This is a genomic window from Streptomyces sp. NPDC002835, from assembly GCF_053591995.1.
In genome coordinates this window covers 182,826-206,066 of sequence record NZ_JBSFUW010000001.1, presented here as the reverse complement: position 1 = coordinate 206,066, position 23,241 = coordinate 182,826, and the positions used below count along the sequence as shown (strand labels likewise).

The following is a 23,241-nucleotide window of genomic DNA, read 5'->3' as shown; positions in this document are numbered from 1 at the left end:
AAGTAGGATGCCGGAGCTTTGTGAGGGTCGTCGGGAGCTTGTGCGTGTCGGTCGAGGTCAGTGTGGTCATACCCCAGCGTGCGGCGCCGTGAGCGGTACGCGCGGCTGGCTGGTGACCGGTGCGGGCGGGATGCTCGCGCAGGGCGTCCCGGCCCGGCTCGCGACCGCCCGAATCCCGGCGCTCGCCGTCACCCGTGCCCCGGCGGACATCACCGACCTCGCGGCGGTACGCGAAATCCTCGAGCACCGGGCCGCAGTCGTGGTCGACCGCGCCGCCGGGACCGCCGCCGACGCCGCCGGGACCCGCGAGGACGACGCCCCGCGCCACCCGGCCGAGGCCCGCCGCGAGCCGGCCGCCGTACTGCTGCACGTCTCCACGGATCACGGCTTCCCCGGCGACGCGGAGAAGCCGTACGCGCAGGACGCTCCCACGGGCCCGCGCGGGACGGCATCGAACCGATACGCGACTGGTCCGAGGCGCTCAGCTGCGCGAGGCCCGTGTTGGTCGCAGAGTCCCAGGAGGGGAACCCATGACCGTGAAGGTCAGCATCATCATCCCGGTCTACAACGCGGGGATCTACATCGAGCGCCCGATCAACTCGATCCTGAAGCAGTCACTGCCGCAGGACGAGCTCGAGGTGATCTTCGTCGACGACGGGTCGACCGATGATTCCGCGGCGCGGCTGAAGGAAATGGCCGACAAGACGGAGAACTTCCGGGTGCTCTCCATGCCGAACTCGGGCTGGCCCGGGCGTCCCCGCAACGTCGGTGTCGCCAACGCGTCCGGCGAGTACATACATTTCCTCGACCAGGACGACGCCCTGGGCCCGAAGGCGCTGCAGGTGATGTACGAGCGGGCGCAGCAGAACAATTCCGACATCGTGGTCGGCAAGGTCAAGGGCAATATGCGCGGCCCCATTCGCCTTTTCCGCGAATCGGTCGACAGCACCGGTCCGGAGCTCGCCGAGCTGTACGAGACGCTGACTCCGCACAAGATGTTCCGGCGTCAGTTCCTGCTCGACAACGACATCACCTTCCAGGAGGGGCGCTGCCGTCTCGAGGACCAGATGTTCCTGGCTAAGGCCTATCCGCTCGCCAAGAGCATCACGGTCGTCGGCGACGTCGTCTGCTACGACTGGAGCAAGCGCGACGACGGCAGCAACAACAGCAAGAGCCGGACCGAGCCGGGGGACTACTACCCGTGGCTCGCCAAGACCGCGCAGATCGTCAAGGCCAACACGGTTCCGGGACCGGCGCGCGACGCCTTCCTGACGCGCAACTACCGGGTCGAAGTCCTGCGGAACACCGCCACACAGGGATTCCTGAAGGGCGATCCCTTCAGCATGGGGCACTACGAGGCCGCCCGTAAGGTGGCGGTGGAAGAGTACTCGGACTCCGTCCGTGAGGGACTGCCGCCGCTCTGGCGGTTCCGCGCCGAACTGCTCGAGGCCGACCGTGTCGAGGACCTGCGCCTGGTGGCCCAGCGCTACCGCGACGTCATCAGCGAGGTCGAGTTCAGCGGCCCGGTGCGCTGGCAGCAGGGTGTGCTGGTGGCTCCGTTCCGTGCCCGGCTGCGGTACCAGGACGGTGCCACGGTGAAGGTCAGGAAGCTGGGCGACGCCTACGGCCTCGACCTCGCCGTGGTCCATGGGATCGACGGCGGGCCGGAGTGGTCCTTCAAGGACATCGAGAACCGGGCGGTCGTGGATTTCCAGCTGCGTCAGCGCAACAAGGCGCAGGCCTGGTTCCCCGAGATCGACTCCAAGCTGACGGTGGCCACCGACGGGACCGTGGAGATCGCGGGAACCGTCTCCGTCGACCCTGACACCGCAGCATGTGGAGGCCGGCTCCCCAAGGGGCTCTACGACGTCCACGTCAATGTCCAGATCCTCGGGATCGAGCGCATGGCCCGTGTCGAGGGCGGTCCCGTGAGCGAGCTGCTTCCCTGCGGTGGTGAGCGGTCGCGGCGCCTGAACATCCAGGCTGCTCCCTACTGGACCAGGGACGGGCGGCTTGCTCTCGACATCGGCGGAAACATGCACAAGGTCCCGGCGAAGCCCGAGGCGCCCCAGCCCACTTGGCGAAGGATTGCCAAGAAGGTCAAAAGAGTTTTCGCTTCCTGACCCCGGAGGTCCCGCTACATCATGAAACCCCTTTCGATCGAAGGCGCCTGGCTCCATGAGCCCAGCGTCTTCCCCGACGAGCGCGGCAGCTTCCACGAGTGGTTCCGGGGCAACGACTTCCGCGAGGCCACCGGGCAGGACCTCAGCCTTGCCCAGGCGAACTGCTCGGTCTCCAGGCGTGGCACCCTGCGCGGCATCCACTTCGCGGACGTGCCGCCCAGCCAGGCGAAGTACGTCAAGTGCGTGCGCGGCGCCGTGCTGGACGTCATCGTCGACATCCGCACCGGCTCGCCCACGTACAAGCAGTGGGAGATCGTCCGGCTGGACGACGAGAGCCACCACGCCGTGTATCTGTCCGAGGGCCTCGGACACGCCTTCCTGGCTCTCACCGACGACGCCACCGTCGTCTACCTGTGCTCCGAGGGCTACGCACCCGAGCGCGAGCACGGGATCCACCCGCTCGATCCGGATCTCGCCATCGCCTGGCCGGCAGACGTCCAGCCGCTGCTCTCGCCGAAGGACGACCAGGCGCCGTCCCTGGCGGAGGCCGAGCAGCAGGGGCTGCTGCCCTCCTACGCGGACTGCGTCTCCTTCCGCGAGCAGCTGCGCACCCGCTGATCAGCGGACCGGCGTAGCGGGCGCCTCAGCCGCCGCGTGACGCCGGCCCGGCGCGGCTTCTTGCGCCCGGCGGACGGCAGACGCCGGACGACCGGGCCCACGACCGTGCGTCTGGGCACGCCGCAGCCCTGCTCTGCGGCGTGCCGAGGCGGCGGGGGTCCAATAGGCCCGCGCGGGCCTAGGGCGGGTGCCCGGTTGTCCAGCGGACGGAATGCCAGCGCGCACGGTGCGCGCGCTGGCATACATTCGGCGTTGTGACAGAGGCGAGGCAGAGCGTGGCAGGACAGGCCGCAGGGCAGGCGGAAGCACGGCGGACGGCCGTGGTGCGGGAGCAGGTGACCGGGGCCCGCAGGATCGTCGTGAAGGTCGGCTCGTCGTCGCTGACCACCGCCTCCGGCGGGCTGGACGCGGACCGGGTGGACGCCCTCGTCGACGTACTCGCCAAGATCCGCAGCGGCGGCGAGAAGGAGATAGTGCTCGTCTCCTCGGGCGCCATCGCCGCCGGACTGGCGCCGTTGGGCCTGGCCCGCCGCCCCAAGGACCTCGCCCGCCAGCAGGCCGCCGCCAGCGTCGGCCAGGGACTGCTCGTCGCCCGCTACACCGCTTCCTTCGCCCGCTACGGCGTCCGCGTCGGCCAGGTGCTGCTCACCGGCGACGACACCAGCCGCCGCGCCCACTACCGCAACGCCTACCGGACCCTGGACCAGCTGCTCGCCATGGGCGCGGTCCCGGTCGTCAACGAGAACGACACCGTCGCCACCGACGAGATCCGCTTCGGCGACAACGACCGGCTCGCCGCGCTCGTCGCCCACCTCGTACGGGCCGACCTGCTGGTCCTGCTCTCCGACGTCGACGGGCTCTACGACGGGGACCCGGCGCTGCCCGCCAGCTCCCGGATCGAGGAGGTGCACGGCCCCGAGGACATCGCCCATGTGCAGATCGGCAGCGCGGGCAAGGCGGGCGTCGGCACCGGCGGCATGGTCACCAAGGTCGAGGCGGCCCGGATCGCCGCCGCCGCCGGTGTCCCCGTGGTCCTCACCTCGGCGAGCCGCGCGGCCGACGCGCTCTCCGGCCGTGCGACGGGCACGTACTTCCACGCGACCGGCCGCCGGTCGGCCGACCGGCTGCTGTGGCTGGCGCACGCCTCGGCCCCGCAGGGCTCGCTGACGCTCGACGACGGTGCCGTACGGGCCGTGGTGGTGGGCAGGAAGTCGCTGCTGCCCGCCGGTATCGCCGCGGTGGACGGCGAGTTCAGCGCCGGGGACCCGGTGGAGCTGCGTGACGCCTCCGGCCGGGCGGTGGCCCGCGGACTGGTCAACTTCGACGCCAAGGAGATCCCGCAGCTGCTCGGGCGCTCCACCAAGGACCTGGCGAAGGAACTCGGCCCGGAGTACGAGCGGGAAGTCGTACACAGGGACGATCTCGTCGTCCTCCAGTCCTGAAAAGGCGGAAAGTCCGCCCATCAGGCACAGACCTTTGCCAAAACCGCCACACGGCCCGCCGTGGGCTGGTCAACTTTGTTGCGGGGACGGGGATCGGCTCGACGACCAAGCACGACGCTGCAACAGGGAGGCCGCCGGTGAGACGAGCGCGCCCAGGGGATGCGCCCCGAGGGAACGGGAGGCCGCCCACCGCCCGCCGGGCGGTGGGCGAGGAGCGGGCCCTGACCAGCGTCGGGGCGGGCACCGACTTCGGTGACGGACCCGGCGACAGAGGCCACGACGGGCCCGGCGACGGAAGTGCGGAAGGACGCGCCGACGTGGTCGTGGAGGACCGTGCCGACACGGCCGTGGACGGGCGCGTCCGCGGGCTCGGGGAGGTGCGTCGCGAGGCATTCGCCGGCCGGCCCGGCGACGGTACGGCCCGCCCGGGGACCGGGACACGGCCCGGCGCCGTCGACGAGGAGCGGACGCTGTCCCGGCTGTGGCACATCACGCTCAGCGTCTCCGGCCCGGACGCCCCGCTGAAGGACGTCCGCCGCGGCCTGGAGCAGCTGGCCCACGACCATCCCTTCCTCCTCACCAGCCGGTACGCGGGCGACCACGCCGAGATCCGCTACTGGGAGGAGGCGCGTGATCTGCACGACGCGGCCGCCGTCGCCCTCAGGCTGTGGGGCGAGCACCGGTCGACGGCCAAACTGCCGCCATGGGAGATCGTCGGCCTGGAGGTCATCGACCGGCAGACCTATCACCAGCGCGTCGCCGAGGGTTACGGACCGCCGCCCGCCGCGAGGGTCGGTGTGCACCCCTTCTGAGCTGCCCGTCCGGCCACGGGCCGGCCCCGGCCGTCTCGGAGTGCGGAATCCGTGCCAGGTGCCAGCCAAAGGCGCATTACGCTGCACGTATGACGTCGCTCTCTTCGGTCTCGCCGTACGACAACATGTCCCCGGTCGCCCAGGCGGCCTACCGGGCCCGCGCCGCCGCCGCCGACCTCGCGCCACTGCCGAGGTCGGCCAAGGACGACGCACTGCTGGCGATGGCGGACGCCCTCGAGGTACGTACGAGCGAGATCGTCGAGGCCAACGCAGAGGACGTCGCTCGCGCCCGCGAGGCGGGGACCAGCGAGGCGATCGTCGACCGGCTCACGCTCACCCCCGAGCGGGTGCGCGCCATCGCGGCCGACGTGCGCGACGTCGCCGCGCTGCCGGACCCGGTCGGCGAGGTCGTGCGCGGCCAGACGCTGCCCAACGGCATCGACCTGCGCCAGGTGCGGGTGCCGCTCGGCGTGGTCGGCATCATCTACGAGGCCCGGCCGAACGTCACCGTGGACGCCGCCGCGCTCTGCCTGAAGTCGGGCAACGCGGTGCTGCTGCGCGGTTCGTCCTCCGCGTACTCCTCCAACACCGCCCTGGTGCGGGTGCTGCGGGACGCGGTCGGCGGCTCGGGGCTCCCGGCCGATGCCGTGCAGCTGGTGCCGGGCGAGAGCCGGGACTCCGTACGGGAGCTGATGCGGGCCCGCGGCATGGTCGACGTGCTGATCCCGCGGGGCGGGGCCTCCCTGATCCGCACGGTCGTGGAGGAGTCCACCGTCCCCGTCATCGAGACGGGCACCGGCAACTGCCACGTTTATGTGGACGCCGAGACCGACATCGAGATGGCCGTGGCCATCCTGCTCAACTCCAAGGCGCAGCGGCCGAGCGTCTGCAACGCCGCGGAGACCCTGCTCGTCCACAAGGACGTCGCGGCCGCCTTCCTGCCGCGCGCCCTGGACGCCCTCGCAGAGGCGGGGGTGACCGTGCACGGCGACGAGCGGGTCGTGGAGTACGCGGACGCGACGAAGGCCACGATCGTGCCCGCCACCCCCGAGGACTGGGAGACCGAGTACCTCTCGTACGACATCGCGGCAGCCGTCGTGGAGTCGCTGGAGGCGGCGGTCGCCCACATCCGGCTCTGGTCGTCGGGCCACACCGAGGCGATCGTCACGACCTCGCAGGCGGCGGCCCGGCGGTTCACCCAGTTGGTGGACTCCACGACGGTCGCCGTGAACGCGTCCACGCGTTTCACCGACGGAGGCCAGTTCGGATTCGGCGCCGAGATCGGGATCTCGACGCAGAAGCTCCACGCGCGGGGCCCGATGGGGCTGCCCGAGCTGACCTCGACGAAGTACATCGTGACGGGCGACGGTCACACGCGGTGACCGTCGGCGGGGCTTCGCACCGGGTCACCCGGGCGGGGAGATTCTGCACTCTCCCTGCCCAAACAGGTCTCCCAGGTCTACGCTGAAGGCGTGCCGGACGACGTGGGGGGCAAGCCGTTCCAGGACGGCGGGGACCCCGATGACTCTGTCGACCGCGGGGGCGCGGACGAGGACTTCGCCACCGTGGTGTTCGACGAGGACTTCGTACGGGCCGCCAAGATCCACGAACCGACCGCGGTGGAGCGGCTGCTTGCCGCGGCCGAGGCACGCGCGGAGGCGGACGCCGCCCGCTCCGGCCTGCGGGGCCACTCCGCCGACGACGAGCTCTACGACGGGCGCGGCTCCCGGCACCGCCGACGTGCTCACGACGATGACGAGGACGACGAGGACACCGGCCCCGACGGCGACTGTGCGGGCCCCTACGGACCGCACGGCGGGGCGCTGCGCCCCTACCGGGGCAGCGCGCGCTGGCACCGGCCGGTCGCCTGGCTCCTGGCGCTGCTGATGGGCATCGGAATGGTCGCGCTCGCCTTCACGGCCGTCTACCGCGGAGCCTCGAACGGCAACCGGCAGGACCCCGGGCCGCAGCCCGCGCGGACCGGTGTCGACGCGCCGCCGACGGGAGCCACGGTCAGCGGACACGGTGACGGCCCGCCCGCTCTGCTCGAGCGCTCCCCCTCAGCGGCCTCCGCGGTCCCGCCCGCCCACTGAGCGGCGACCCCGCGCGGCCCCTCCCCTTAACCCGGGCGCGGCGCGTGCGCAACTTGCTGATGGCATGTCAGAAGTTGTGGCGTACCAGCGCGTTTACGGTCAGCCCGCCGGACCTACCCTCAAAGTATGGCTGGGCGTGGAGACCCGCCCGAGGGGACTCCCGAGGGGCTCCCCGGCGGTGGAGAGGACGAGTACGGACCGGTCGTCTTCGACGAGTCGTTCGTCCGTGCTGCCCGCGTCCAGGAATTCTCGGCCATGGAGCGGATGGGCGAGCACGCCCCCGCCGTACGAACTCTGCCCACCTGGGACGCCAAGCGGGCGCCCGCACAGATCCTGGTGCTCGTCCTCCTGGTCGTCATCGCCTTCGGCACCGCGATCTACCTCGGCGTCCGGCACCCCTACCAGCCCGCCCCCGCCAGGCAGGCGGAGCCGCTGCGCATCACCGTCGTCCCGCTCGCCCCGCGGGGCCCGGTGCCGGGCGGCACCCCGGCCGCGCTGTACGCGCACAGCCCGGCGGAGCAGTTCCGCACCGGCGCCGCCGGAATCACCATGCCCCCGGTCCGCCGGACCCAGCACTTCACGGAGGGGCAGGTGACGACGGCGCTGGCGATCGTCAAGGACTACCTCGTGACGTCCTCACTGGACCCGGACGTGCTCACCGGGGGGGCCGTGCAGCCCGTGCGCATGCTGCTCCACCCGGACCAGATGGACCAGTTCGAGGGGGGCGTCGCCGCACCGGCCGGCGACGGACGCGGGGCCGCGATCGGCTGGCTGGTGCGCTTCGACCCGGCGAAGGTCGCGCTGGCCGACCCCGAGGTGCGGGTGCAGGGCACGCTGGAGGTCCTGGAGACCGGGCCGGCGGCGCTGGAGATCACCTCCGACCACACCTTCGTCTACGCGCTGCGGCGGGCCGACGCCGCCGACCGGCCGGCCGCCGGCGACGCCTCCCTCTTCACCGTCCGCCGCGAGCTGCACTTCCGCTTCGACCGGGACGATCTGGTGCACCACCGCCTGGAGGTGCGGTCCAGCCATCTCCAGGCCGGGCCGCAGTCCTGCTCGGCGGGAGCGTCGGACGTCCTGCGGCCGCTGCTGGCCGGACAGCGGCCGGACTCCGACGGCCCGGCCGCCACCGATCCGTACGCGACGGGACGGCCCACCACGGCTGTGTGCGGGTCGCTCACCCCCGGTGCTCAGCCCTCGCTGCCCTGAGCACCGCCCGTGGTCCCGCCGTCGGCCGTACCTCCGCCGGCGGCGCCGCCGCCCGCGGTCCCTCCCGCCGGACCCGAGCCGTTGCCCGCGCCGGCCGGGCCGCCGTTGCCCATGAACTTGTCACGCAGCTTGCCGCCGAGGTCGCCGGCGCCGCCCGCTATGTCGCCGACCAGCTTCATCAGTGGGTCCTTGCTGGTGCGCACCGAGTCGGCGTAGTGCGCGGCGGACTCGCGCAGGGAGTCGCTGACCGAGGTGTCCTTGTCCGTGGTGCGGCGTGGGTAGTGGCCGTCCAGGATCCGCTGGTAGTCGCGGCTCTCCGCCCACAGCTTCAGCTCGGCGGCGCGCACCGTGGTGAAGGGGTGGGAGCGGGGGAGCACGTTCAGAATCTTGAGTACGGAGTCGCGGAGGTCGCCCCCGGCCTCGTACTCCTCCGCCTGCTTGAGGAACGCGTCCACGTTCATCTCGTGCAGGTGGTTGCCGCCGGCGATCTTCATCAGACCGCGCATCGACGCCTGAAGATCCTGGCCGACCAGCAGCCCCGCGCGGTCGGCGGACAGCTCCGACTTGCGGAACCACTCGCGCAGCGCCGTGACGATCGCCATGATCGCCACATTGCCAAGCGGGATCCAGGCCACCTTCAGGGCGAGGCCGGTCAGGAAGAGCAGAATCGTGCGGTAGACGGAGTGGCCCGAGAGGGCATGGCCCACCTCGTGGCCCACGACCGCCCGCATCTCCTCCTCGTCGAGCAGCTCCACGAGCCCGGTGGTGAGGACGATGATCGGCTCGTCGAGGCCGATGCACATGGCGTTGGGACGGGGGTCCTGCGTCACGTACATCGCGGGGACCTTGTCCAGGTCCAGGATGTAGCAGGCGTCCCGCAGCATGTCGTTGAGGTGCGCGAACTGGGCGTCGCTCACCCGCACCGAGTCGGAGAGGAACAGCAGTCGCAGGCTGCGCTCCGGAAGTAGCGCGCTGAGCGCCTTGAAGACGGTGTCGAAGCCGCTGAGCTTGCGCAGTGCGACGAGCGCCGAGCGGTCCGCCGGGTGTTCGTAGGCACGTGAGGAGATCTCCGGAAAGCGCTTGCGCTGCCTGCTCGGGACCTGCTCGTGGCTGTTGGTCATCATGCCCCCTGTGTGGTGCGAGTCCTCGCTCGTCCCCCTGACGGACCCCAGCCTAGGTGGTGGGACCGCGGCACGGTGGGGCCTGTGGACAACTCCGGATGCCCCGGTGACGGCGCCTGCGGACTGCACAACGACTGAGTCGGCGTGAGCGTGCCCGGACCGCCCGCATACGATGTCCGCGAAGTCCCCGCACCCGTTCCCGATCGATAGGTTCTGTTGAAGATGAGCTTCACCGGCACCGCCGCCAACCTGGTCACTCTCGCCGAAGGCGCCGAGCACGGCGGCAACCACGCAAGCCTGAACCCGTATGTCACCGGCGTCGGCGCCTTCGTCGCGCTGATGCTGCTGCTGTGGATCACCACCCGCTTCAACCGCGACCGCTGAGCCGTGGCCGGCGGCCGGTGCCAGTAGGCTCTGCACGCATGGGAGAGCAGACAGCGGCCGCGGGCACCCGCACCCGCTCCGGTGCGGGCAAGCGCAGACTCGGCGTGATGGGCGGCACGTTCGACCCGATCCACCACGGGCACCTGGTGGCCGCCAGCGAGGTGGCCGCCCTCTTCCACCTCGACGAGGTGGTGTTCGTGCCGACCGGGCAGCCGTGGCAGAAGAGCCACAAGAACGTGTCACCGGCCGAGGACCGCTATCTGATGACGGTCATCGCCACGGCGTCGAACCCGCAGTTCTCCGTGAGCCGTATCGACATCGACCGCGGCGGACCGACGTACACGATAGACACGCTGCGGGATCTGCACGCCCTCAACGAGGACTCGGACCTGTACTTCATCACGGGTGCCGACGCGCTCTCCCAGATCCTCGGCTGGCGGAACGCGGAGGAACTGTTCTCGCTCGCCCACTTCATCGGAGTGACCCGGCCGGGCCATGATCTGACGGACGACGGGTTGCCCGAGGGCGGGGTCTCCCTGGTGGAGGTGCCGGCTCTGGCCATCTCCTCCACCGACTGCAGGAAGAGAGTCGCCCAGGGGGACCCGGTCTGGTACCTGGTGCCGGACGGTGTGGTGCGCTACATCGACAAGCGCCAGTTGTACCGCGGCGAGTGAGCCGCGGAGAGGGGCACCGTTGAACGACCAGCAGAGTCCGTACGACCCGTACTACCAGCCGCAGATCGTCGGCTACGACGAGTACGGGCAGCCGGTCTATCAGCAGCCCCAGCAGTACGACCCCTACGCACAGCAGCAGGGTGGCCACCCTCCGCAGCAGCAGAGCCAGCAGAGCCAGCAGCAGGACGGCCAGAGCACGCAGGGCTACGGCTCCGGGCAGGGTTACGCCTCCGGCCAGGGGTACGGCGCGGACCAGGGCTACGGCCAGGCGGAGGGGTACGGCTACGACCAGTACGCGCCCCAGGAGCAGGGCGGCCAGTACGACCCGTACGCCACTCAGGCTGGCTACGGATACGACACCGGCATACAGCCCGCCGTCGACACCACCGCGCAGTGGAACATCCCGCAGCAACAGCAACAGCAACAGCAACAGCAACAGCAACAGCAGGCCCCGCAGTACCAGGGACAGCAGCCTCCCGCCCCGGTGGCATCTCCCGAGCCGGCCGCCGTGCCGGGTCAGCGCCGGCCGGAGAGCGGCGAGCGGCCGTACCAGACGGAGCAGTTCGCGTTCATCGAGGAGCCCGACGACGACTCCGAAGACGTCATCGACTGGCTGAAGTTCACCGAGAGCCGCTCGGAGCGGCGCGAGGAGGCCAAGCGCCGCGGTCGCAACCGTGTCGTCGCCCTCATGGTCACGATGGCGCTCGTCCTCGTCGGCGGCGTCGGCTACCTCTGGTACGCGGGCAAGCTGCCCGGCCTCTCCGGTTCGGACACCAAGTCCGACACGGCGGCCGGCCCGCAGAAGCGCGACGTCATCGTGGTGCATCTGCACAACACCAAGAAGGAGGGCACCTCCACCGCCCTCCTGGTCGACAACGCCACCACCCGGCAGGGCACCACGGTCCTGCTCCCCAACAGCCTCTCCGTCGCCAACGACGACGGCACCGCCACGACCCTCGGCAAGTCCGTCGAGGACGACGGCTCCACCGGTACGCGTGAGGCCGTCGGCACTCTGCTCGGCGCCGACATCTCCGGGACCTGGCGGCTCGACACACCCTTCCTGGAGAACCTCGTCGAACTGGTCGGCACGATCGACCTGACCACCGACACCGAGGTGCCCGGCGCGAAGAAGGGTGACCCGCCCCTCGTGAAGAAGGGGGAGAGCCAGACCCTCGACGGCCGGGCGGCCGTCGCGTACGCCACCCACCTCGGGCCCGACGAGGCCGAGGAGAAGCAGCTGCTGCGCTTCGGCCAGGTCATGCAGGGCGTGCTCAAGAAGCTCCCGGACGACCCGAAGTCGGCGACGGTCATCGTGGAGACGCTGGGGCAGATCCTCGACCCGTCGCTGAAGGAACCCGACCTCGGCGCCTCCCTCGCCAAGCTCGCCGAGCGTGCCAAGGGCGGCGACTACCGGACCGCGGTACTGCCCGTCCAGGAGGACGGCACGCTCAGCGACAAGGCCGCGAGCAGTGTGGTCAAGGACGTCCTGGGCGGCTCGGTCAGCGCTCCCGAACCCGGCGACACGGTCCGCGTGGGCATCAGGAACGGCAGCGGGAAGGCCGACGCCCTGGAGAGCGCCAGGGTCACCCTCATCAACGGCGGCTACAGCGTGGTGAGCGGCGGCAAGACCGACTCCGTCGACGCCTCGCAGGTCACCTACGCCGACGACGGGCAGAAGGCCAAGGCACAGGAGGTCGCCAAGACGCTGGGCCTGCCGGCCGGTGCGGTGATGAAGGGCAAGGCCGCCGCCAACGCCGACATCTCGGTCGTGCTCGGGCCCGATTTCGAGACGGGGAACGCGGGCTGACCGGGGCGGCGGCGCCGCCGCGAGCAAGGGCTGCGAGGAGTGTCGGCGGTCCGTGAGACCCTTGAAGGGTTCTTGACCGCCGACGAAAGCCTGCTTGTGACCGCCACTGATCGCTCCATCGAGCTCGTCACCGTCGCCGCCCAGGCGGCGGCCGACCGGCTCGCGCACGACATCATCGCGTACGACGTCAGCGATGTGCTTTCCATCACCGATGCCTTCCTGCTCGCCTCCGCCCCCAACGACCGCCAGGTCAAGTCGATCGTCGACGAGATCGAGGAGCGGCTGAACAAGCAGCTCGGCGCCAAGCCGGTGCGCCGCGAGGGGGACCGCGACGCCCGCTGGATCCTGCTCGACTACGTCGACATCGTGGTGCACGTGCAGCACAGCGAGGAGCGGGTCTTCTACGCCCTCGAGCGGCTCTGGAAGGACTGCCCCGAGCTCGCGCTCCCCGAGGACGCCCGGAACACCCGCGGCAAGGCGGAGGAGCACGCCAAGCTCACCGGCGGTGACACGGAAGGGGAGCAGCGCTGAACGGCATCGTCTCCGGCACCGGGGTGACCAGGCGGCCGGCGCGCGGCCGGCGCATCGTGCTGTGGCGCCACGGCCAGACCGCCTGGAATCTGGAGCGCCGCTTCCAGGGCTCCACGGACATCGAGCTGACCGAGGCCGGCGTCATTCAGGCACGCCGTGCCGCGCGGCTGCTCGCATCGCTGAATCCGGACGCGATCGTCGCGTCCGACCTGAAGCGGGCCGCGGCCACGGCAGGCGAGCTGGCCGCCGTCACGGGACTCGACGTGTCCTACGACGCCGCCCTGCGCGAGACCTACGCCGGCGCCTGGCAGGGTCTGACCCACGAGGAGATCGTCGAGCGGTACGGCGAGCAGTACGCGGCCTGGAAGCGCGGCGAGCCGGTCCGGCGCGGCGGCGGCGAGCTCGAGACCGAGGTCGCCGACCGGGCCGCCCCGGTGGTGCTCCACCACACGGAGAAGCTGCCCGACGACGGCACCCTCGTCGTCGTCAGCCACGGCGGCACCATCCGTACGACCATCGGCCGGCTGCTGGGTCTCGACGCACACCACTGGGAGAGCCTCGGCGGCCTCACGAACTGCTGCTGGTCGGTGGTGGGCGAAGGCGCGCGTGGCTGGCGTCTGCTCGAGCACAACGCCGGCACCCTCCCGGAGCCGGTCCTCGGCGACGACACCTGAGCGGGGCGCCGCGCGGGGGTTCTGAGCCGGGCCGGGTCCGGCCCCGGCGCCCGAGCGGACTCCGGACCCGGATTTCACTTTCCGGCAGGTCGCAGGCTAGAGTTCTTCTTGTTCGCAGCGCCGAGCGCGAAGAACACGCGGGGCTATAGCTCAGTTGGTAGAGCGCCTGCATGGCATGCAGGAGGTCAGGAGTTCAATTCTCCTTAGCTCCACAATCCGGATCCCGTCCCCTTCGAGGGGGCGGGATTCTGCGTTCTCCCGGGACGGCCCGCACTGCCGCGGCGCCATGGCCGATCTCGTACGCGAACGCCGCTGACCGGTGTGCGTGGTCATGGCAGAATCGGACGGCCGGAGGGGACACCGGCGGTACGGGAGGGAGCGCACGATGTCCGCCAGCGGCGAGGAAGCCGGGGAGGCTGCCGATGACCTGCTTGCCACGGCGGAGGCCGGCGCGCGCCTCAGCTGTCCTTCCTGCGGTTCTGCCCATGTCGCTCAGGTCCTCGGGGACAACGGCGGCGTTTCCTACGTGTGCACGGCCTGCGGCCACAGCTGGAGCTGAGTGATGGGTGCCCACAGGCGGAAATGCGACTGGTGCGGCAGCGGTACGCCGATCGTCCGGGACATGGATCCGGTCAATGCCGAGTTCCAGTACTGGTGCGAGGAGTGCGCGCGGGCGCTGATCATAAAAGGCGACCCGATCGAGACGTACCGCGAGCTGGAGGGCGAGCCGATCTACGGCCGGCTCCTGGACGAGCACTGCACACTCAAACGTTTCTACTCGTTCGCGACGGCCTGACGGCCCGTCCGGCGCTCTGCGCCGCCCGACGGGCGACCCGGCGCCCCAGGGCCCTCCGGGGCGTTCCGCGGGGGCGTGGAATCGATTTGGAGATGCGGCGGCGGGCGCGTTAATGTTCTCTACGTCGCCGCCGCGGGGGAGACCCGGAGCGGTCGGCACACGGCAAGGGGCTATAGCTCAGTTGGTAGAGCGCCTGCATGGCATGCAGGAGGTCAGGAGTTCAATTCTCCTTAGCTCCACAGAAGACAGTGAAGCGGGCCACCCGATCCGGGTGGCCCGTTTCACTTTTGGGGCGTCCGCCGTCAACCGCGGCCGCTGCCAAGCGCCTTGCGGTTGCTGCTCGGCAGCGCGGCGCGCGCGGGCGGCGGCGTCGGGCCCGGGGAGGCGACCCGCTCGATCCGCATGGCGAGCGCGGGGCAGCGCCGCACGGCCCGCTGCGCGCGTCCCTGCATGTGCACCGGAACCATGGCGTCGGCCACCGACGGATAGCCGTCGGGGTTGAGCCGGATCAGCTCCGGGATGATGTCCGCGCAGAGCCCGTGGCCCTGACAGAGCGTCCAGTCGACGAAGATCTTCTCGCCGCTCGGGATCGACTCCTCCGCCTCCTCGTAGCCGGGCAGCGGCAGCGGCAGCACACCCGTCGTGTCACGCCCGCAGCCGCCGTGCAGGACGTGCGCGGCGAGGTCGTCGGTGAACGCGGACAGGGTGGACGCGAAGAAGCGGGCGGAGCCGTCCGGGTGCTTGCACGCGCCACGGCCCTTGACGGCCTGGGTGACCTCGCGCAGCGCCTCCAGGGCCGCGGGCCCGCCGCCGTTCATCACATCGGCCAGCCCGCCGGCCGCGGCGGGCAGCCCGAGCTTGCAGGGGCCGCACTGTCCGGCGGTCTCCGCGGCCAGCCAGTTCGCCACCCGCAGCGCCTCGCCGAGCGGGCAGGTCTCCGGACCGATCGGCAGGATCGCGCCCGCTCCCAGCGCGCCGCCCACGGAGGCCAGGGACTCCTTGGACACCACCGCTTCATGGACGGCGGCCGCGTCGATCCAGTTGCCGTGGTAGCCGCCCGTCAGGACGCCCTGCGGCTCGGGCGGCGCACCGGCCAGCTGGAGCACGTAGCGCAGCGGCACGCCCGTCGGCACCTCGACGACCATCGGGCGGGCGACCGCCCCGGAGATCGTCAGCATGACGGTGCCGGGCTCGGTGTCGAGACCGGTGTGGCTGTAGCGGCGGGCGCCGATCCGGGCGGCGACGGCGAGCTGCGCGAACGTCTCCGCGTTGGACAGCAGCGTCGGAGCCCCGCCGACACCGGTCTCCGCGGCGCGCACACGGCGGCCGGGCGGCAGCGCGGGACCGCCGTTGACGGCCCGGATGACGGAGGATGCCTCGCCGGAGACCATGCGCTCCGGTGTGCGGACCACTCTGGCCCGCAGGGCCTGGCCGCGGCGGTCCGAGAGACCGCGTTCGGCGAGCGCTGCGCGCATGGAGACCTCGGTCGAGTTGCGGGTGACCGCGACGACGAGGGTCCGTGCGCCGAGCGCCTCCGCGGCGAGCAGCGCGCCGTCGAGGATCAGATGCGGCGCGCGGTTGAGCAGCACCGTGTCCTTGCGGCAGGCGGGCTCGCCCTCGCTGCCGTTGACGACGACCACCGGCCGGATGCCGCGCCGGATCGCGGACTTGGCGACGGCCCGCAGCTTCTTGCCGAAGGGGAAGCCCGCGCCGCCGCGGCCGGTGAGGGATATGTCCTCCGCGAGCTGTGCGAGCCGTTCGCCGCTCACCGGCTCCAGCGGTCCGTGCACCTTCAGGTGCATGGGCAGGTCGAGGCGTTCGACCAGGTCGAACCCCTGGGTCAGCTGGGGAAGGCCGACGACGCGGACCTCGGGGACGTCGGGGAGGGGCGCGTTCACGGTCGTTCTCCTGCTGGTGCGTGCCAGGGCTCTCCGGCCGGGGGCTGGAAGAGGGGGCCTGGCAGTGGTGCTGTCTCGTCGTACGGGGGGAGGGCGCCGGTGTCGTAGGACGGCCGGTCGTCGTAGGGGGCCGGCGGGTCGGACGGCGAGGCGCCGTAGCCGGGGCCGTAGGTGGTGTCGTAGGCCGGGACGCTGCCCGTGTCGTACGGAGGGATCGCGCCGGTGTCGTACGGGGAGGGCGCGTCGTACGCGGCGGAGCCGCCGTACGGGGCCGCGGGCGAGTCGTACGAGGGGGCCGCGTCGAAGAGCGGCGGGGGTGGGGTGTCGTGGAGGGGCGCCGCCGGGTCGGGCCGTACGGACTGCGCCGGCGGCGGCGGCGAAGGCGTCGGCCAGTTGCCCGTCATCGGGCCCGTCTCCGACACCACGGGTATCTCCTCGGTCATCGGCACCCGCTCGGCGAGCGGGGGCTGCGGGTCGCCGGCCAGCGATACGGCGCGGTAGGCGGCGGCCATGCCGGTGCCGCGGCCGGCGGCGGCGCCGTCCGGCACGGCGGCCGGCTTCTCCTCCTGCGGCCTGGGCGCCTCGTAGAGCTGCGGGGAGGGCGCGGCGAGCCTCGGGGGCTGGGCACGCGCCTGGCCGAGGGGCGGCTGGAAGTCCTGCTCGTACGGGCGCTGCGGCGGCACGCCGTTCCCGGTCATGCGCTCCATACGGTCCATGCGGTCCATGCCTGCGGGTACGGTCGGGCGGCCCGTCCCGTTCATCGCACCGATGCCGGGGAGCGGCGCGGTGCTGAGGTCCCGCTGTGCCTGCTCGTCCGCGGCCGCGGGCCGGCCGGCTCCGTCGCCGCCGGTCAGCTGCATGATCCTTTCTGCGATGCGGCGCTGCACGGGGCGCGGCATCAGCCGGACGGCGAGCGCGGCGGCGACTCCGGCGAGGGCCAGGCAGTACATGGTCACGACCCAGGTCGCGGCCGGGCGGCCGGTGTAGAGGCCGTGGACCAGGGCGAAGCACCAGGCCGGGTACGCCAGCATGTGCAGCGGCCGCCAGCGGCCGGCGACCTTGATGTTGCCGGCCAGTGCGCTGCGCAGGGCGCCGGTCGTGCCGGCGACCACCATCAGGATCCCCGCCAGTGAGCCGAAGCCGATCAGCGCCTCCGTGCCGGTCACGCCCAGGCCGAAGGGGATCAGCGCTCCGAGCAGCGACACGTGCCCGAGCGACACCTTCACCGTGGCGTGCAGAAGGAGGAAGCCGAGCGAGGCAATGGCGGTCGCCCGGTGGATGCCCTGGGCGAGCAGGCGGTGGCGCGGGGAGAACAGCAGTCTGTCGGTGGCGAGGAGACCCCAGGCGACGGACGCGGTGAGCGACACCAGGGAGAGGACCCCGGTGGTGAAGTCGAGCATGGCGCGGAAGCTGTCGCCGCCTCCGACGGCGAGCAGAGGTAGGAGCACCAACGCGGCCACGGAGACGCCGCCTTGCACCTGGCGGCTGACTCCGCGGTCCGGACCGGACGGCAAACGCATCTTGAGACGAGGGTTCATGGGGCGACTCCGAATGGTGCGGGAAAGCTGTCCCGTTGACGCACTCTAGGTCGACCCATACCAAGTGGTACGAGGTTTCGAGGTTTATCGCGGTGAAGTGAGCACAACTGACTTGGGGGTTGCCCTGGATGGGGTCGATACGCGGAGTAACCCGGACGGCTTGATCACCCGCGACGGCCGAAACTCGCCGCTGGGGCATCGGGCGGCGCGATGGGAGCGGTCGGCATCGGTCCCGAATCGGCCGTAATCGCTCGGACACGGTCGGGAAGTGGCTCGGCGTGGACACCTCTGCGGACGGTTCCTCCGCTGCGGTACCCTGACGCCATGCGTGCCGTACGCCTTCTGCTTAGCGAGCCGCGCTGATCAGTCCCGACGGATGAGAAATCCGGTCGGAATCGGCGCGGCGTCCCCTCCTGTGCGAGGGGATTTTTCATTTCCCCTGGTACGTGAATCGGCTGGCAGTCGGCGAAGACGATCGATGGAGCTTTAAGGATCATGAGCGAGATGAACTCGGCTGCTGAGACAGCGGCCCCGCATCGTTACACGGCCGCCATGGCGGCCGACATCGAGGCACGCTGGCAGGACTTCTGGGACGCGGAGGGCACCTACGAGGCGCCCAACCCGAGCGGCGACCTGGCGGGGGACCCCGCCCAGGTGGCGAAGCCCAAGAAGTTCATCATGGACATGTTCCCGTACCCGTCGGGTGCGGGCCTGCACGTCGGTCACCCCCTGGGGTACATCGCGACCGACGTCTTCGCCCGCCACCAGCGCATGAGCGGGCACAACGTCCTGCACACCCTGGGCTTCGACGCCTTCGGCCTGCCGGCCGAGCAGTACGCCGTGCAGACCGGCACGCACCCGCGCGTGTCGACCGAGGCGAACATCGAGAACATGAAGGCGCAGCTGCGCCGGCTGGGCCTGGGCCACGACAACCGCAGGTCGTTCGCGACGATCGACCCGGACTACTACAAGTGGACCCAGTGGATCTTCGTGCAGATCTTCAACTCCTGGTACGACCAGGAGGCGGAGAGGGCCCGCCCGATCCGCGAGCTGGTCGCCCAGTTCGAGAGCGGGGAGCGCGCCGTTCCCTCCGGGCAGTCCTGGACCGACCTGAGCGCCGTCGAGCGCGCCGGCGTCCTGAGCGACTACCGCCTGGCGTACGCCTCCGACGCGCCGGTCAACTGGTGCCCCGGCCTGGGCACCGTCCTGGCCAACGAGGAGGTCACCTCCGACGGCCGCTCCGAGCGCGGCAACTTCCCCGTCTTCAAGGCCAAGCTGCGCCAGTGGAACATGCGCATCACCGCCTACGCCGACCGGCTGCTGGACGACCTGGACGCGCTGGACTGGCCGGAGGCCATCAAGCTGCAGCAGCGCAACTGGATCGGCCGCTCCGAGGGCGCCCGCGTCGACTTCGCGGTCGACGGTAACGACGGCGCACGGATCACCGTGTTCACGACCCGCCCCGACACCCTGTTCGGCGCCACCTACATGGTGCTGGCGCCCGAGCACGGCCTGATCGACTCCATCGTCCCGGCCGAGTGGCCCGAAGGCGTCAAGGAGGCGTGGACCGGCGGGGCCGCGACCCCCGCCGAGGCCGTCGCCGCCTACCGCAAGCAGGCCCAGACGAAGAGCGACGTCGAGCGCCAGACCGAGCACAAGGACAAGACCGGCGTCTTCACCGGCTCGTACGCCGTGAACCCGGTCACCGGCGAGCGGATCCCCGTCTTCGTCGCCGACTACGTCCTGATGGGCTACGGCACCGGCGCCATCATGGCCGTCCCCGGACAGGACGAGCGCGACTGGGAGTTCGCGGAGGCATTCGAGCTGCCCATCGTCCGCACCGTGCGGCCGCCTGAGGGCTGGGAGGGCGAGGCGTACACCGGGCAGGGCCCCGCCATCAACTCCGCCAACGACGAGATCTCCCTGGACGGTCTGGACGTCACCGAGGCCAAGGCGAGGATCACCGCCTGGCTGACGGACAAGGGCATCGGCGAGGGCACGGTCAACTTCCGGCTGCGCGACTGGCTGTTCAGCCGCCAGCGCTACTGGGGCGAGCCCTTCCCGATCGTCTACGACGAGGACGGCGTCGCGCACGCGCTGCCCGAGTCGATGCTGCCCCTGGAGTTGCCGGAGGTCGACGACTACTCGCCGCGCACCTTCGACCCCGACGACGCGGACACCCAGCCCGAGACGCCGCTGTCCCGCAACGAGGACTGGGTCAACGTCGAGCTGGACCTGGGCGACGGCCCCAAGCGCTACCGCCGCGAGACCAACACCATGCCCAACTGGGCCGGTTCGTGCTGGTACGAACTGCGCTACCTGGACCCGCACAACAGCGAGCGGCTGGTCGCCCCCGACATCGAGCAGTACTGGATGGGGCCGCGCGAAGGACAGCCGCACGGCGGCGTCGACCTGTACGTCGGCGGCGCCGAGCACGCGGTGCTGCACCTGCTGTACGCCCGTTTCTGGTCCAAGGTCCTGTTCGACCTGGGGCACGTCTCCTCCGTCGAGCCGTTCCACAAGCTGTACAACCAGGGCATGATCCAGGCGTACGTCTACCGCGACGAGCGCGGCTTCCCCGTCACCGCCACCGAGGTGGAGGAGCGCGACGGCAAGTTCTACTTCGACGGCGAGCCGGTCAAGCGCGAGCTGGGCAAGATGGGCAAGTCCCTGAAGAACGCCGTCACCCCTGACGAGATCTGCGCCGAGTACGGTGCCGACACGCTGCGTCTGTACGAGATGGCGATGGGCCCGCTCGACGTCTCCCGGCCGTGGGACACCCGCGCCGTCGTCGGCCAGTACCGGCTGCTGCAGCGGCTGTGGCGCAATGTCGTCGACGAGGCGACCGGCGAGGTCACGGTCGTCGACGGCGAGCCGGACGCGGCGACGCTGCGCGCCCTGCACAAGGCCATCGACGGGGTCTCGCAGGACATGGCGGCCATGCGGTTCAACACCGCCATCGCCAAGATCACCGAGCTGAACAACCACCTGACGAAGACGGGCGGCCCGGTGTCGCGGTCCGTGGCCGAGCGCCTTGTGCTGCTGGTGGCACCGCTGGCCCCGCACGTCGCGGAGGAGCTGTGGCGCAGGCTGGGCCACACCGAGTCGGTCGTCCACCAGGACTTCCCGGTCGCCGACCCGGCGTACGTGGTGGACGAGACCGTCACCTGCGTCGTACAGATCAAGGGCAAGGTCAAGGCCCGCCTGGAGGTCGCCCCGTCGATCACCGACGAGGAGCTGGAGGCACTGGCGCTGGGCGCCGAGCCCGTCGTCACCGCCCTGGGCGGCGCGGGGATCCGCAAGGTGATCGTGCGGGCTCCCAAGCTGGTCAACATCGTGCCCGCGTAGCGGACAGGGCTGTCGGGGGCTTCCCCTACGGGCAGGTTGGGGGTTCCGCCGGAACCTACGGCCTGCCCGTTCCGTTTACGGTGGAAGGACACACACGACGCCGGAGGGCGCACATGGAAGCCGTGATCACGATTCTCGCGCTGCTCTTCTTCGCCTTCGTGGCGCTGGGGGTGTACGTGAGCGTGAAGGCCGTGCGTGCCGCCAAGCGCGGCGTCGAGCGCACCGTCACCCAGGCGCGGCGGACGGTGGAGGAGACCGCGCTGCGCGCCAAGAGCTACGGGCAGACCGGCGTCGTCGGCGAGCTCGCCCAGCTGCGGCTGAAGCTGCGTACGTCGATGCGGGCGACCCAGGACACGCTGAACGCGGGGGTCGCGGAGGACGCTTCGCTCTCCGAGTCCCTGGCCCTCTTCCAGCGGCTCAGCGCGCACGGGCGAGAGCTGGACGACGAGCTCAGGCGGCTCGAGCGCGAGCCGGACCGGGCCAAGGTGTCCTCGCTGATGCCGGGGCTGCGCGAGCGCACGGAACAGGTCACGCACTCCGCGGAAGCGCTGCGCTGGGCGGCACGGGACCGGGCGCAGAAGTTCGCCGAGGGCGATCTCGACGCGCTGAGCGCGCAGATCGACATGGAGGCGGGGGCGCTGCGGCACTGGTCGGCCACGGACGGCACGGCTGACGCGGGCCTCGGCGGCGGCGCGGGCAACACGGGCGCCGGGGCCTCGGCATGGCCGCAGGCGCCGGACTCGGAAGTCTCGGAGCCGGCCGGGGCCGGACCGGGCGCCACCCAGACATGGCCGGCGGCGGCGCCGGAGTCCGAGGCGGGCGCGGAGCCGGAGGCGCAGGACCGGCCCCAGGCGATCACCGCCCGGGACCCGCGGCAGCCGACGACCTATCCGTGGCAGAAGACCACCCGGCCGGAGACCACGAACTGACGCGTCGCGGCCCGGCCGTTCCCTGCCTCGGGCGGGGTGGCCGGGCGGGCGTACGGCACATGGCGTCCCCGCATCGGGTGGGGGCGGGTGCCGCCGACCGTACGGCGCGTCGCGTCCGGGGCGGGGTCGGGCTGCCGTACGGCCTCGCCTGCGGGTAACCTCCCGCTCATGTCCCGCCATGTCGCGATCGTCACCGATTCAACGGCCTACCTGCCGCCGCCGGCGATGGAGCGGCACTCCATCACCGCCGTGCCGCTGACCGTCGTCCTCGGTGACCAGGCGCTGGAGGAGGGCACCGAGATCTCGGCCCGCTCGCTGGCGACCGCCCTGCAGAAGCGGCGCTCGGTGACGACGTCCCGTCCCAGCCCGGAGATGTTCAGCCAGGCGTACCGCGCCGCGGCCGACGCCGGGGCCACGGGAATCGTTTCGCTGCACCTCTCCGCCGAACTGTCCGGGACGTACGACGCGGCCGTGCTGGCGGCGAAGGACGCACCCGTGCCGGTGCGGGTCGTCGACACCGGAATGATCGCCATGGCCCTCGGGTTCTGCGCGCTCGCGGCCGCGGAGGTGTCGGAGGCGGGCGGCTCGCTGGACGAGGCGGTGGCCGCGGCGGAGAAACGGGCGGAAGGCACGTCCGCGTACTTCTACGTCGACACGCTCGACTACCTGCGCCGCGGCGGCCGGATCGGTACGGCACAGGCGCTGCTCGGATCCGCGCTCGCCGTGAAGCCCCTGCTTCAACTGACCGAAGGCCGCATCGACATGCTCGAGCGCGTGCGTACGGCGTCGCGGGCCATCGCCCGGCTCGAGGAGATCGCCGCCGAACGTGCCGGCACCGCCCCGGTCGACATCGCGGTTCACCACCTCGCGGCGCCGGAGCGGGCCGCGGCACTCGCGGACCGGCTGCGCGAGCGGGTGACGGGCCTGGCAGAGCTGCATGTCAGCGAGGTGGGCGCGGTGATCGGGGCGCACACGGGACCGGGTCTGCTGGGCGTCGTGGTCTCGGCGCGCTGAGGAAGCCGGCCGCTGCGGTCACCCGTGAGGGTGGCCGAGTTGTCCACAACGGGTGGGCTATCCACTGAAATCGGTGCCTCTCAGCGGGTTCGGGCGCTGGTGCCTACCGTCCTGTGACATGGCTCTTCGATCACGTACCGCAACCAGTGGCCCGGGGCGCGCCCCGGCCTCCGACAGCCGTGCCAGCCACGGCCACGGCCGCGTTCACGGCCGTCTCCGCCGGCGCGAGC

At 71.4% G+C, this 23,241-nt stretch carries 20 protein-coding genes, 2 tRNA genes and 1 pseudogene; 19 read left to right on the top strand and 4 right to left on the bottom strand.

The annotated features are described in order from the left end of the window. Positions 1-7 precede the first annotated feature (7 nt). The 8 genes and pseudogenes from ACWD01_RS00980 to ACWD01_RS00945 form a co-directional block, all read left to right on the top strand. Positions 8-436, top strand: a pseudogene (locus ACWD01_RS00980) (sugar nucleotide-binding protein); the annotation flags it as partial. A gap of 94 nt (positions 437-530) precedes the next feature. Further along, a complete protein-coding gene (locus tag ACWD01_RS00975; protein ID WP_451156722.1) occupies positions 531-2,123 on the top strand; it encodes a glycosyltransferase family 2 protein in 1,593 nt (530 codons plus the stop codon). 21 nt (positions 2,124-2,144) lie between these two features. Next, positions 2,145-2,741 carry a dTDP-4-dehydrorhamnose 3,5-epimerase gene (gene rfbC, locus ACWD01_RS00970; RefSeq protein ID WP_451156720.1) on the top strand — a complete coding sequence of 199 codons (597 nt, stop codon included), beginning with the start codon at positions 2,145-2,147 and terminating at the stop codon, positions 2,739-2,741. A 335-nt stretch (positions 2,742-3,076) separates the two neighbouring features. Then, on the top strand, positions 3,077-4,183 hold the full coding sequence (gene proB / locus ACWD01_RS00965; protein ID WP_451157335.1) for a glutamate 5-kinase: 1,107 nt from the start codon (positions 3,077-3,079) through the stop codon (positions 4,181-4,183). 137 nt (positions 4,184-4,320) lie between these two features. Further along, positions 4,321-4,995: a hypothetical protein gene (locus ACWD01_RS00960; RefSeq protein ID WP_451156718.1), complete on the top strand. Its 675-nt coding sequence runs from the start codon at positions 4,321-4,323 to the stop codon at positions 4,993-4,995. 89 nt (positions 4,996-5,084) lie between these two features. Next, positions 5,085-6,377, top strand: coding sequence for a glutamate-5-semialdehyde dehydrogenase (locus ACWD01_RS00955; RefSeq protein ID WP_451156716.1), 1,293 nt, complete (start codon positions 5,085-5,087; stop codon positions 6,375-6,377). 90 nt (positions 6,378-6,467) lie between these two features. Then, positions 6,468-7,088 carry an SCO2584 family spore wall biosynthesis protein gene (locus ACWD01_RS00950; protein ID WP_451156714.1) on the top strand — a complete coding sequence of 207 codons (621 nt, stop codon included), beginning with the start codon at positions 6,468-6,470 and terminating at the stop codon, positions 7,086-7,088. 126 nt (positions 7,089-7,214) lie between these two features. Next, positions 7,215-8,297, top strand: coding sequence for an SCO2583 family membrane protein (locus tag ACWD01_RS00945; RefSeq protein WP_451156712.1), 1,083 nt, complete (start codon positions 7,215-7,217; stop codon positions 8,295-8,297). On the opposite strand, the gene ACWD01_RS00940 is transcribed toward ACWD01_RS00945, so the two are convergent. Beyond that, entirely contained in the window at positions 8,279-9,421 is a 1,143-nt protein-coding gene (locus ACWD01_RS00940) for a M48 family metallopeptidase (protein ID WP_451156710.1), read from the bottom strand. The two genes, ACWD01_RS00945 and ACWD01_RS00940, sit on opposite strands and share 19 nt — an antisense overlap. A gap of 219 nt (positions 9,422-9,640) precedes the next feature. On the opposite strand from ACWD01_RS00940, the gene ACWD01_RS00935 reads away from it, so the two are divergent. The 8 genes from ACWD01_RS00935 to ACWD01_RS00900 all read left to right on the top strand — a co-directional run bounded on the left by ACWD01_RS00935 (position 9,641) and on the right by ACWD01_RS00900 (position 14,523). Beyond that, on the top strand, positions 9,641-9,802 hold the full coding sequence (locus ACWD01_RS00935) for a hypothetical protein (RefSeq protein WP_451156708.1): 162 nt from the start codon (positions 9,641-9,643) through the stop codon (positions 9,800-9,802). 38 nt (positions 9,803-9,840) lie between these two features. Continuing rightward, positions 9,841-10,476 (top strand): nicotinate-nucleotide adenylyltransferase, encoded by a 636-nt coding sequence (gene nadD / locus ACWD01_RS00930; protein ID WP_451156706.1) that lies wholly within the window; start codon positions 9,841-9,843, stop codon positions 10,474-10,476. Positions 10,477-10,495: 19 nt separating this feature from the next. Then, positions 10,496-12,283 carry an LCP family protein gene (locus tag ACWD01_RS00925; protein WP_451156704.1) on the top strand — a complete coding sequence of 596 codons (1,788 nt, stop codon included), beginning with the start codon at positions 10,496-10,498 and terminating at the stop codon, positions 12,281-12,283. Positions 12,284-12,379: 96 nt separating this feature from the next. Next, positions 12,380-12,814, top strand: a complete 435-nt coding sequence (gene rsfS / locus ACWD01_RS00920) for a ribosome silencing factor (protein WP_451156702.1) — start codon at positions 12,380-12,382, stop codon at positions 12,812-12,814. A 23-nt stretch (positions 12,815-12,837) separates the two neighbouring features. Beyond that, on the top strand, positions 12,838-13,488 hold the full coding sequence (locus ACWD01_RS00915; RefSeq protein WP_451156700.1) for a histidine phosphatase family protein: 651 nt from the start codon (positions 12,838-12,840) through the stop codon (positions 13,486-13,488). Between the two features lie 139 nt (positions 13,489-13,627). Beyond that, a tRNA-Ala gene (locus ACWD01_RS00910) sits at positions 13,628-13,700 on the top strand. 350 nt (positions 13,701-14,050) lie between these two features. Then, a complete protein-coding gene (locus ACWD01_RS00905) occupies positions 14,051-14,284 on the top strand; it encodes a hypothetical protein (protein WP_355115859.1) in 234 nt (77 codons plus the stop codon). A 166-nt stretch (positions 14,285-14,450) separates the two neighbouring features. Beyond that, positions 14,451-14,523, top strand: a tRNA-Ala gene (locus ACWD01_RS00900). Positions 14,524-14,586: 63 nt separating this feature from the next. Here ACWD01_RS00900 and ACWD01_RS00895 read toward each other — a convergent pair. Continuing rightward, entirely contained in the window at positions 14,587-16,182 is a 1,596-nt protein-coding gene (locus ACWD01_RS00895; protein WP_451156698.1) for a ferredoxin, read from the bottom strand. Further along, a complete protein-coding gene (locus tag ACWD01_RS00890; protein WP_451156696.1) occupies positions 16,179-17,642 on the bottom strand; it encodes a hypothetical protein in 1,464 nt (487 codons plus the stop codon). Before ACWD01_RS00890 ends, ACWD01_RS00895 begins: the two co-directional genes overlap by 4 nt. A gap of 573 nt (positions 17,643-18,215) precedes the next feature. Here ACWD01_RS00890 and leuS point away from each other — a divergent pair. After that, positions 18,216-21,068, top strand: a complete 2,853-nt coding sequence (gene leuS, locus ACWD01_RS00885; RefSeq protein WP_451156694.1) for a leucine--tRNA ligase — start codon at positions 18,216-18,218, stop codon at positions 21,066-21,068. A 113-nt stretch (positions 21,069-21,181) separates the two neighbouring features. Further along, entirely contained in the window at positions 21,182-21,997 is an 816-nt protein-coding gene (locus ACWD01_RS00880; protein ID WP_451156692.1) for a hypothetical protein, read from the top strand. Here ACWD01_RS00880 and ACWD01_RS00875 read toward each other — a convergent pair. After that, positions 21,955-22,167, bottom strand: a complete 213-nt coding sequence (locus ACWD01_RS00875) for a hypothetical protein (RefSeq protein WP_451156690.1) — start codon at positions 22,165-22,167, stop codon at positions 21,955-21,957. The genes ACWD01_RS00880 and ACWD01_RS00875 overlap by 43 nt on opposite strands. On the opposite strand from ACWD01_RS00875, the gene ACWD01_RS00870 reads away from it, so the two are divergent. Next, the gene (locus ACWD01_RS00870; RefSeq protein WP_451156688.1) at positions 22,166-23,011 is read left to right on the top strand and encodes a DegV family protein; all 846 of its coding nucleotides are present in this window, start codon (positions 22,166-22,168) and stop codon (positions 23,009-23,011) included. The genes ACWD01_RS00875 and ACWD01_RS00870 overlap by 2 nt on opposite strands. Positions 23,012-23,241: the final 230 nt, after the last annotated feature.

Excerpts from the sequence above, each read along its gene's own strand:
- ACWD01_RS00975 (WP_451156722.1), top strand. The coding sequence starts at position 531 with ATGACCGTGAAGGTCAGCATCATCATCCCGGTCTACAACGCGGGGATC.
- rfbC (WP_451156720.1), top strand. The coding sequence starts at position 2,145 with ATGAAACCCCTTTCGATCGAAGGCGCCTGGCTCCATGAGCCCAGCGTC.
- ACWD01_RS00955 (WP_451156716.1), top strand. The coding sequence starts at position 5,085 with ATGACGTCGCTCTCTTCGGTCTCGCCGTACGACAACATGTCCCCGGTC.
- ACWD01_RS00945 (WP_451156712.1), top strand. The coding sequence starts at position 7,215 with ATGGCTGGGCGTGGAGACCCGCCCGAGGGGACTCCCGAGGGGCTCCCC.
- ACWD01_RS00940 (WP_451156710.1), bottom strand. The coding sequence starts at position 9,421 with ATGATGACCAACAGCCACGAGCAGGTCCCGAGCAGGCAGCGCAAGCGC.
- ACWD01_RS00935 (WP_451156708.1), top strand. The coding sequence starts at position 9,641 with ATGAGCTTCACCGGCACCGCCGCCAACCTGGTCACTCTCGCCGAAGGC.
- nadD (WP_451156706.1), top strand. The coding sequence starts at position 9,841 with ATGGGAGAGCAGACAGCGGCCGCGGGCACCCGCACCCGCTCCGGTGCG.
- ACWD01_RS00905 (WP_355115859.1), top strand. The coding sequence starts at position 14,051 with ATGGGTGCCCACAGGCGGAAATGCGACTGGTGCGGCAGCGGTACGCCG.
- leuS (WP_451156694.1), top strand. The coding sequence starts at position 18,216 with ATGAGCGAGATGAACTCGGCTGCTGAGACAGCGGCCCCGCATCGTTAC.
- ACWD01_RS00880 (WP_451156692.1), top strand. The coding sequence starts at position 21,182 with ATGGAAGCCGTGATCACGATTCTCGCGCTGCTCTTCTTCGCCTTCGTG.
- ACWD01_RS00870 (WP_451156688.1), top strand. The coding sequence starts at position 22,166 with ATGTCCCGCCATGTCGCGATCGTCACCGATTCAACGGCCTACCTGCCG.
- ACWD01_RS00875 (WP_451156690.1), bottom strand. The coding sequence starts at position 22,167 with ATGAGCGGGAGGTTACCCGCAGGCGAGGCCGTACGGCAGCCCGACCCC.